The sequence below is a fragment of the Allocoleopsis sp. genome, assembly GCF_036703385.1.
Classification (GTDB): domain Bacteria; phylum Cyanobacteriota; class Cyanobacteriia; order Cyanobacteriales; family Coleofasciculaceae; genus Allocoleopsis.
Genome location: NZ_DATNPA010000672.1, coordinates 1 through 9,671 on the forward strand (window position 1 = coordinate 1; position 9,671 = coordinate 9,671).

Below are 9,671 nucleotides of genomic sequence, written 5' to 3' on the forward strand. Positions count from 1 at the left end.
AGAAAATCGCCCAGTTCTAGCCGTTACCTGCGTGGCTTTGATGGCAATGATGTTTTTCGCTATGGGTGGCTTAGTAACAGGGCTTGGTGTGGCTAAAATTCATTCTTTATAAAGCATTGGAAGTTTGCACAACTACCTCCATGCTGAATCCTAAACTTGTCTCAAAAGGTGATTGATGACTCAAAAACTATCCCGCAATCTTCAAGTAGAAGATGAACCAATATACGGTGCCATTTGGAAGCGATTAAAATACTTTCCCAAGGGCTTAGCAATCGGTTCTCAAAATCCACCAAAAGTTTCAGGCCCCGCTGCGGCGGCCTTAATTAGTGCAGCATTTGGTTGTTTTCTGATGATGGTGACTCATCACTTATCAGATACATCCAAAGCACGAGAAAAAATTGTTTGGATGATTGGGAGCTGGATACCTGGAAGCCATAGCGATAATCCAATCTGGGGCAACATTGGCAGTTACACCGGAAAAGAAACGATGTTGTTGATCGGCTGGCTGGTGAGTTGGCCTATCCTCCACTTTCTCTGGAAGAACAAATCTATCAAATCCAAAACGATCTTTTTTTGGTTCTTTACCTTATTGATTGCTGCCACCGCTATGAGCTGGCATCCCCTATTTCCCTATTTGCCATTAACGTAAGACGTGAGGAGTTAAGTAATGGAGACAGCAACACAAAATCGGTCACTGCAAACCAAGCGGATATCAGCGAAGGAGCTGCATCAGTACATCTGGATTTTGATAGGAGTTTTTACTCTAGTAGCCGCCACATTCCCTACTGCTTTGATGCGAGTCAGTAAGGACAAAAAATTTGCCGCTTATAACTTTCACTTGAAGTCTTTAACTATTGAGGGTCAGTTGCCAAAGCCGTCTAGCCAATCATCAGACGTTCAGCCTGTTGTCGCTCAGCCTTTTGCACGGACGGCAAGTAGTGGCAATACGGAAAAAACCCTCAATATTTCAAGCGCGTCAACTACCAACCAGGCGGCTCAGGCGCGTCATCCGTCTAACGCGACAGCAGAAATTACCAACACCGAGCAACTAGCAGCTTTGAACCAAAAGCTACACAGCCAAATTGAGCAAGTTTGGCAAGCCAGCCGCCGCAGGTTCGATCAGGCGTTAGAGTACCGCATCAGTGTGCGCGAAGACGGAGCGATCACATCCTACGAAGCCATCAATTCAGCGGCCTCGGATTACCTCCAACAAACTCCCCTACCAAAATTGTTTGTGCCTCCTACCCCTAACAAAACCGGTACCCAAGCAGGGGGTTCTATCCAGGAATCCGTCGGTCAATTTCGGGTTGTGTTTACTTCCCAAGGGATACTCGAAGTCAGCCCCTGGCATGGGTGGGGTCGGTAATACTGTCAGGACTTACGCAATATCCGTCGATTAGCCCCCCTAACCCCCCAAGCTTGGGGGAACAAGATCTTACTCCCCCCAGATTTGGGGGCTGGGGGGCTAATGCGTAAGTCCTAACTGTTTTGGGTTGTTAGTTTTTCAACCCAACAACTAACAACCTTTGCTGATTTGAGAGGTACCAGCTGTTGAGAATGATTGACACTTAAAAAGTTAACAATTATTCTTCTAAATTAGAGAATTATTTGCAATAACTTGCGATTCATGCCAGACCCATTTCTGCTTAAGAAAACTCCTCTGTGGAATCGTCGTCAACTGCTCAAGTTGGGACTGGCAGGAATTGGCGTGGCGGGAGCGGCTTTGGCTGCACAACAGGTTGCCCAAACGCGCCAGTCAACCACGAAGGTTAGGGTGCCACCGCTCCCCAATGATGCCTCTTCCTCCGAAGGTCATGGGAGTAGCCCTATGGCAATGCTCCGGAATTTTGATTATGGCACAGTCAAAAAGGAAAACGGACGGACGATTCGCGAATTTCGGATTGTTGCCGGAAATAGTACGGTTCAGCTCAATAGTGCTGTATCCTTTGTGACTTGGAACTTCAATGGTCGTGTGCCGGGGCCAACGCTACGTGCTAGAGAAGGCGATCGCGTCCGGATTGTTTTCCTCAACAACGGTGGACATTCTCACTCCATGCACTTTCATGGCATCCACCCAGCTGAGGCCGATGGTGTCAAACCCTTGCGTCATGGTGCGGCGACGATTTACGAATTTGATGCCGAACCTTACGGGGTTCATCTCTACCATTGCCACACGGCACCGGTAACGCGACATATCAGCAAAGGATTGTATGGCATGTTCATCGTTGACCCTCCCCAAGGGCGTCCCCCTGCTGATGAAATGGTGATGATTATGGGCGGCTATGACATCAACGAGGACAACAAAAATGAACTCTATGCCTTTAACGGAATGCCGCACTACTACATGCATCAGCCGATCCCCATCTACCAAAATCAGCTGGTGCGTTTGTATCTCCTCAACATGATTGAGTTCGATCCTGCTGTTACCTTTCACATTCACGCTAACTTCTTTCGCGTCTATCCTACCGGGATGACCCTAACACCCAGCTATGAAACCGATGTAATTACGATGGGAACGGCAGAACGGCACATCCTGGAATTTGCCTATCCCTACACGGGTAAGTATATGTTTCATCCCCACCAAGATGCGATCGCTGAAACCGGTTGCATGGGAAATTTTGAAGTTATCGCTCAAGCCTAGTGAATTCCTGAATGATTAGTTGACAAAGATTCTTACTAGCTAGAAAATTAAAAACTAAATTGATGTTGCGAAAGAATTTTAATAAGCAACTAAAGCTCTCGTGTCAAATTACAAATTTCTGAAGGTACAATGAATTCTATTTTCCGTTTCCTTGCTCTTGCTGTTGCCAGTGCGCTATTGGTGGTTCTGACGAACTGCGCCCCCTCTCCAAACTCTGGTGTAACCTCAACCTCTTCCCCAGCTGAAAATTCCAGTCCGGCGGCAACAAGTACTCATCATTCAAGCAGCGCCAAGGATAAAATCAACATCAATACCGCAATTTTGTCCGATTTAGACAAATTAGAAGCCAAATTGGGGATTCCAGCCCTCTCCAATAAAATTCAGGCGAGTCGCCCCTATGCCAACCCTGAGGAACTGGTGTCCAAAAAGGTGATTGCTCAGGATCAGTTTGACCAAATTAAGGATATGGTCACTGTTGAGGATATCGTACTCACTGGAGAGGCCAAAGATGTAGATTATATGAGCAAGCTGGGCTTGATGAAGGGGCATTTGCTGGTTGCCAAGGAACTGCTGAATGCGCAGCTACCCAAGCAGGCTGAACCTCATATCGGTCATCCAGTCGAAGAAATTTACGTCGATGTGGAAGAGCAGCTCAATGAGCGGAAAGTCCCAGAATTTAAAAAGACGTTGATCGGCTTGCAAGACTTGGTGAAATCAAATCCCAAGGATGCTAAAGTGACAACGAATTTCGAGCAGTCGATGCAGTCAGTGGATCAGGCGATTCAAGTTTTGCCAGAACAACAGCGTCAATCGCCTCAATTCGTGCTACAGGTAATCAACGAGTTACTGGATGCAGCGAACTCAGAATATGGGGCTGCGATCGCTAACGGCAAAATAGGCGCTGTGATTGAGTATCAGGACTCACGGGGGTTTGTCACCTATGCCGATACCCTCTTGGGACAAATTTCCGACCCCCTGACGAAATCAAATCCCGAAGCTCAAAAAGCGATCGCCGACAGCATGACTCAACTGAAAACCGCATGGCCTTCCGCCCAAGCCCCTGCCAAACCCGTGATGGCTCCTGAGCAAGTCTCCCAGCTAATCAAGACCATTGAGCAGAATGCTCAAAAGGTTCTGAAAGCCTAAGCTCCAGAGTGTAAAGCTCAATCCAACGCCCTCTCATTTCTAGCGACGAAGAAAAATCAAACTTCATGAAACCGCTAGATTTGACAAAAAATTCATAGGTGTATGTTCAGGATTCGTTAATTCTCCTCAAGTAATTGTGTTCAGGTGTCAGTCTTGTAATTTACTATCTTGATGAAGCTGACAATTCTAGTTGTATCTAGTTGTAGCCGTAGCTGTGGTGCTTCGTTTTAGACCAAGACCGTCTAGGATTATTCCCTGAATTTTTGAGGAGTTAGATGAATGATGCGTTTTAATGCTGTGGTGATTGCCAGTATCCTCCTGCTTGGGGGGATAGGGGGTTGTAATCAAGAACAGCCCAATGAGGCCGTGGTCTCAACACCCCAAATTGTCAAAAGACCGAAAAAGCCCAAGGCCGCTCCCCCCAAGTCCACAGCGGCTGTAAATCCGGCGGCGAGTCCTGGTGCTAGTCCTGCTGCGAGTCCAGAAAAAGGCAAGACAGCCGTAGCACCAGCTACTACTGCCAAGGCGACGGCTAAAACGAATGATGGTGCCAAGCCAACTTTAACGAAGTTGAATGGCTACTTGCCCGCTGCTGTGAAGGCATTGCAATCCAACGATATTGCCAAAGCCAAAGAATATGCCAAGGGTTTTAGCGATAACTGGCAGCAGAAGATTATCCAATTTCGGGTAAAAAACAAATCTAAAGCTGACTACGACAAACTGGCAGCAGCGGTTACTCAGGTCACCAATACCGTGATCAAACCGGCAAATCCAGACAAAACCCAAGCGATCGCATCGCTTCAATCTCTCTCGCAAGCTGTGACGGAGTATACAAAAAGCCCTTGAGGATGAGCCTTCTAGAATGATTCCGCCTAGTTAAAGACCCTTAAGCTAAGGCGATCGCTCCCTCGTGTAGTGCTTTGTCTGGTGGTGAACTTGGAGACGAGCACCTAAATCGTCATGAGAAAATTTCAACAACCCATAGAACCAAACTTCAGCATGAAGGAACTCGATCTAAAAGCCACCACTGACATCCTCAACTCGATCATGGAATTTGAGCTGGCAGGGGTAGTCCGTTATACCCACTATTCCCTGATGGTGACCGGCCCCTACCGCACTCCGATTGTGGATTTTTTCAAAGCGCAAGCCACAGAATCCTTACTCCATGCCCAACAGGCTGGAGAGATTCTCACCGGTTTAGAAGGGCATCCCAGCCAGCGAATTGCTCCGATTGAGGAAAGTTACAAACACTCAGTGCGGGATATTCTCGAAGAAAGCCTCAACCATGAGAAAAAAGCCCTAACTCTCTACAAGCAATTACTAGAAACCGTAGAGGATTCCAGTGTTTATTTGGAAGAGTTTGCCCGTACCATGATTGGCCAAGAAGAAATGCACAACATAGAAATAAAAAAAATGTTGCGCGATTTTAGTTAAGGGGTCAGTTGTTAAGAGTCAGTAGTCAGCGGTCTGTGGCTACTGACCCCTGATTAGGAATAAAAGAGCAATAGTAATGAAAATAACTAAGGACTAATAACGAATGGATTTTAGTGCTGCTTTACCGACTTTTGTCATTACCCTGCGCGAAGGCGTTGAAGCTGCCCTCGTGGTGGGAATTGTTCTGGCTTGCCTGAAAAAAGCCAAAGCTGGACATCTGAACCCTTGGGTTTATGCGGGTGTTGCTGTTGGACTCGTCGCCAGTGCCTTGGTCGGCGTCTTGTTTAGCTGGGTCATTCAAAGCTTGAGCGCAACCTATCCGCAGTATGCGCCCGTGATTGAGCCATTGCTAGAGGCTGTCTTTGGTGTGATTGCGATCGCCATGCTCAGCTGGATGCTCATTTGGATGACTCAACAGGCAAAATACCTAAAAGGGGAAGTTGAAGGTGCGGTTACGGCGGCGATTAAACAAGGTGATGGTGCGGGTTGGGGCGTCTTCACCCTAATTCTGATTGCTGTCCTGCGAGAAGGATTTGAAACCGTGTTGTTTATCGTTGCCAAATTTCAACAAGGCTTAGTTCCGGCCTTAGGTGCGATCAGCGGGATTGCGGTAGCAGCAGGAATTGGTGTTTTGCTGTTCAAGTGGGGCGTGAAAATCAATATCCGCCTCTTCTTTCAAGTGATGGGCGTTTTGTTACTCCTAATTGTTGCCGGTTTAGTCGTCTCTTCTTTATCACTTTTTGACGAATCCGTCAATACATTAGCCCAGATGGATCGGAAATCAGCCGAGTTATGCTTCTACTACGAACGGTTTGCGAAAGACCATTCCTGCATTTTAGGCCCACTGGTTTGGAATACCAGCAGCATTTTACCCGATGATCAGTTTCCCGGCGTAGTGTTTAAAGCTTTAATTGGCTACCGGGACAAAATCTATGTGGTTCAAGCCGTAGCTTACTTGTTGTTTATGTTCACGATTGGCAGTCTTTATTTCAACAGCCTAGGGGTGCCAGTCGGTGCAAGTATTCAGCGTGAGAAATCCGCAAGCCGGAAGTGATATCGATGCCAGTTTGATACTGATGAGTTCGCCAAAAACGGCAAAAAAACTTGCATGGCATTGGGTTAAGAATAGCCATGACAATGATTATCTTCTCTTTATCTTTGTGGAAAACTCGCCATTTTCTGTGGAAAAGTACCCCTATCTGTGGAAAACTAGGGGTCTACTGGATGAATTTCTGGTTCAAAGCTAACCTGATCGGACTGGTAATCGGGTGGCTCAACATGAATTACAACTCGAACAGGACTAAAGCGTTCTTCTAGTCGCGATTCAACTTCTTCGGTAATTTTGTGAGCGGTTTCCACATCTTTAGCATCGAAGAAAATCGACTAGCAATCAAGCCTAAAACGTTGTTCGCACTATCGGTCACACTATGCAACGCCCCCTTATACTGTTTTCCCAAGGATTTGCAACCAATCTAATCTTACTTCCCCCTTGAGGGCTAATCGCGCTAAAGTCTTACAGTGAAGAGCGCTCCAGCCTCCAAACCACCGCTGTCAAGATAGCGGCGGCACCAAGAATCAGCGCTGCAACGTGAAAGGTACCTTGTACCCCATAGACGAGTGCCTCAACGGGTGCTGTTGTGAGCTTAGTGTTGAGTGCAAGGTTACGGCTACTGAGAGTCAACCCTGCAAACAAAGCCCCCAGTAACGGCACACCAGCAGTCTGCCCCAAAGTGCGCGACAACGACAACAACCCCGAAGCAATACCCAGCCTCTCTCGCGGGACTCCTCCCATAATCGCGCTGTTGTTGGGTGACTGAAACATGCCAAACCCGATGCCAAACGGTGCAACCCGCCAAATATAACCAAGTTCAGTCAACTGAGCATCCATAGTACTCAACAGTAAGCACCCAATCACCATGAACACCAGCCCGCTCAAGCTAATGATACGCGGCCCAAAACGGTCAGACAGACTGCCGGATATAGGTGCAACAATCCCGCCTAATACGGGGGACACCGCCAAGAGCAACCCCACTTGCTGAGTGGACAATTTCACAACCAGTTCGAGGAAGAAGGGCAGGATAAAAATTAAACCTGTGATTGCGATAAATACCAATAAGCCCATCAACAAGCTAAGGCTGAACTGGAGGTTGCGAAACATATCCAGCGCCAGCATGGGCTGATTGATGCGGGATTCGATCGCTAAAAAACCCACTAAACCAATCGCCGCCAGGGTGAGCAATGTCACCGCCATACCACTGCCAAAGCCTCGGTTTTGTCCCTCTGTCATACCAAGGGCAAAGCAGGTTAATATCGCGGTCATCAGCAACGCCCCAATCGTATCAAAGCGTTGTTTTGAACCACTTCTCGCCGAAGCGGGTACAACACGAGCGACGATGAAACTCGCGAATATGCCAATCGGGACATTGACCAGAAACAGTGTACGCCAACCTGCGATCGCAATCAGCAACCCACCCACCGTTGGCCCCAGCGCAATTCCCAGGGAAACAACCGCACCAATAATCCCTAACGCCCGCCCGCGTTCCGAATCGGGGAAAACTTCTGTGATAATCGCCGCCCCCAGCGCGGAGATAAACAACGCGCCAAATCCCTGAAGCGCCCGAAAGGCAATGAGAAACTCGACATTGGGTGCCAGTCCGCACAACAGCGAACTCAGCGTAAACACAATCAACCCAATATTGTATAAACGCTTCTTGCCAAACATATCGCCCAAGCGTGCCGCACCGAGTACTAAGGCAGTGATGATCAGCAGGTAGCTGAGGACAACCCATTGAATAGTGGCAAAGCTAGTGTTGAGCTGTTGGACCAGCGTGGGTAGGGCGATATTAACGATACTGGTATCCAGGGTAAACATAAGTACGCCCAACCCAATGCCTAGCATCGCCCACCATTTAGCCTGGGGTGACGGATTGGGTAGAGTCCCGGAAGAATATGCTCTCGTGCTGTTCATGCTCAATATCAGTCGTGGAATGGCTCAGTCGTCCTGGGTTTCTCCGGCACAAGAAGCTCTCTTCAGCCTTGTGGAGATTTTTACCTCGTACCCTAATTATTAGCTAGCGGATAATTCGCTTTCAACTGAGATTAGGACGAGTAAGATGCCCATCCCACAAGAGTTATGTTTTATTGTGGGGTAGGCGTCCCGCCTGCCCCTGAATTGATCAAACAGAACTCAGCCAAGATTCTGGCTAGCGAGCTCTACAATCTTGACGATCGCCCTTGTGGTTGAGTATATTACAATAGAACATTTGTTCTATCAAGAAATCAAGTTTTAGGTGATTCCGAATACCCTGTTGAGGGAAATACACCGGGTAACGCTCATTCAAATTATGCCTTGAAAAGATAAGTCAACGTCCGGAATCTTGGCAAAGTCTCGTGTAGTTAAACACAGATAAACAGCGTAATAAATTCCTCTTCAAAGCGTTAGCTTTTAGGAATAAAACACGCCCAATTTCGAGTATCGCCGTATTGCTCATTGTTGAGTTAAATATTGTGTAAGGAGAACCATCGTGGTTGCGACTAAAGACAGCAAAGAACAGATTTCTAAAGCATTTCAGCAAATCCTTACCGACCGAAAAAGAATTGACTCAAGAATCGCCACAAAAGAAGAGGAAGCGGAAAAAGAGAAGAATAAGCAAATTTTAGAAGTTGCTTCAACGTATACCATTGATGGTATTGTCAAAGGACTCGCTGATTTACAACTTGAATTTGGCAATATTGTCAATGGACTTTCAGAAAAATTAACCCAAGAAGCCTCCAAATTAGATGAACTGAATCGTGCCATCAGTGTTGAAACTCAGCACTTACAAGACCTTCAGCAAGTTCGAGTGGTTGCCGATGCTCTACACCTTCTCACCCAAGAACATCAGGAAAAGCTCAAAACGCTGGAACAAAATGCCGCTAATCAGCGAGAAGCCATCGAAAAAGATATGGCCCAAAATCGGAAAAATTGGGAGAAAGAACAGGAAGAATTTGAGAATACAGTTCAAGAGCAAAATGAACGCTTAATTAAAGAGCGGCAGCAAAAAGAAGCGGACTATGTATACGAATTAGAGCGCAAACGTAAAGTTGAAACGGATGAGTACGAAGAGTTAAAACGCACTCAAGAACGAGAATTATTAGAAGCGAATCAAGAAAAAGGCAAGCAATGGGCTGAGCGTGAAAAAATCCTTACAGAGCGTCAACCCTTGTTTGAAGAGTATCAACAAAAAGTTGAAGCCTTCCCCGGTGAGATAGAGGAGGCGGTGAAGAAGGCGAGAGAAGAGGCCATCAAAGATATTCACCAAGATGCCAAGGTGAAAGCTGAATTAGTTAAGAAAGAGTGGGAATCCACAAAACAGGGTTATGACTTTAAGATTCAGTCACTAGAGCAAACTATTCAAAAGCAAGTCGAACAAATCGAAAACCTCTCAGCTCAGTTGCAAGAGACGATGAA

9 protein-coding genes and 1 pseudogene are annotated in these 9,671 nt (G+C 46.9%); 8 read left to right on the top strand and 2 right to left on the bottom strand.

Features of this window, described 5'->3' with window-relative positions; translation table 11 throughout:
• Positions 1–175: 175 nt before the first annotated feature.
• The 7 genes from V6C93_RS31655 (at position 176) to V6C93_RS31685 (ending at position 6,275) form a co-directional block, all read left to right on the top strand.
• Complete coding sequence (locus V6C93_RS31655) at positions 176–649, top strand: hypothetical protein (RefSeq protein WP_333480656.1); 474 nt, start codon at positions 176–178, stop codon at positions 647–649.
• Positions 650–667: 18 nt separating this feature from the next.
• On the top strand, positions 668–1,366 hold the full coding sequence (locus V6C93_RS31660; protein WP_333480657.1) for a hypothetical protein: 699 nt from the start codon (positions 668–670) through the stop codon (positions 1,364–1,366).
• Positions 1,367–1,627: 261 nt separating this feature from the next.
• A complete protein-coding gene (locus tag V6C93_RS31665) occupies positions 1,628–2,641 on the top strand; it encodes a multicopper oxidase domain-containing protein (protein WP_333480658.1) in 1,014 nt (337 codons plus the stop codon).
• Between the two features lie 129 nt (positions 2,642–2,770).
• Positions 2,771–3,787 (top strand): ComEA family DNA-binding protein, encoded by a 1,017-nt coding sequence (locus V6C93_RS31670; RefSeq protein WP_333480659.1) that lies wholly within the window; start codon positions 2,771–2,773, stop codon positions 3,785–3,787.
• A 279-nt stretch (positions 3,788–4,066) separates the two neighbouring features.
• Positions 4,067–4,633 carry a hypothetical protein gene (locus tag V6C93_RS31675; RefSeq protein WP_333480660.1) on the top strand — a complete coding sequence of 189 codons (567 nt, stop codon included), beginning with the start codon at positions 4,067–4,069 and terminating at the stop codon, positions 4,631–4,633.
• Positions 4,634–4,786: 153 nt separating this feature from the next.
• Positions 4,787–5,221 (top strand): ferritin-like domain-containing protein, encoded by a 435-nt coding sequence (locus tag V6C93_RS31680; RefSeq protein WP_349262894.1) that lies wholly within the window; start codon positions 4,787–4,789, stop codon positions 5,219–5,221.
• Between the two features lie 103 nt (positions 5,222–5,324).
• A complete protein-coding gene (locus V6C93_RS31685; protein WP_333480662.1) occupies positions 5,325–6,275 on the top strand; it encodes an FTR1 family protein in 951 nt (316 codons plus the stop codon).
• Between the two features lie 155 nt (positions 6,276–6,430).
• Here the strand turns inward: V6C93_RS31685 and V6C93_RS31690 are convergent.
• Positions 6,431–6,601, bottom strand: a pseudogene (locus V6C93_RS31690) (cation transporter dimerization domain-containing protein); the annotation flags it as partial.
• 133 nt (positions 6,602–6,734) lie between these two features.
• A complete protein-coding gene (locus V6C93_RS31695; protein WP_333480664.1) occupies positions 6,735–8,189 on the bottom strand; it encodes an MFS transporter in 1,455 nt (484 codons plus the stop codon).
• A 556-nt stretch (positions 8,190–8,745) separates the two neighbouring features.
• Between V6C93_RS31695 and V6C93_RS31700 the strand changes: the two genes are divergently transcribed.
• On the top strand, positions 8,746–9,671 hold a 926-nt coding region (locus V6C93_RS31700), incomplete at its 3' end, for a hypothetical protein (RefSeq protein ID WP_333480665.1).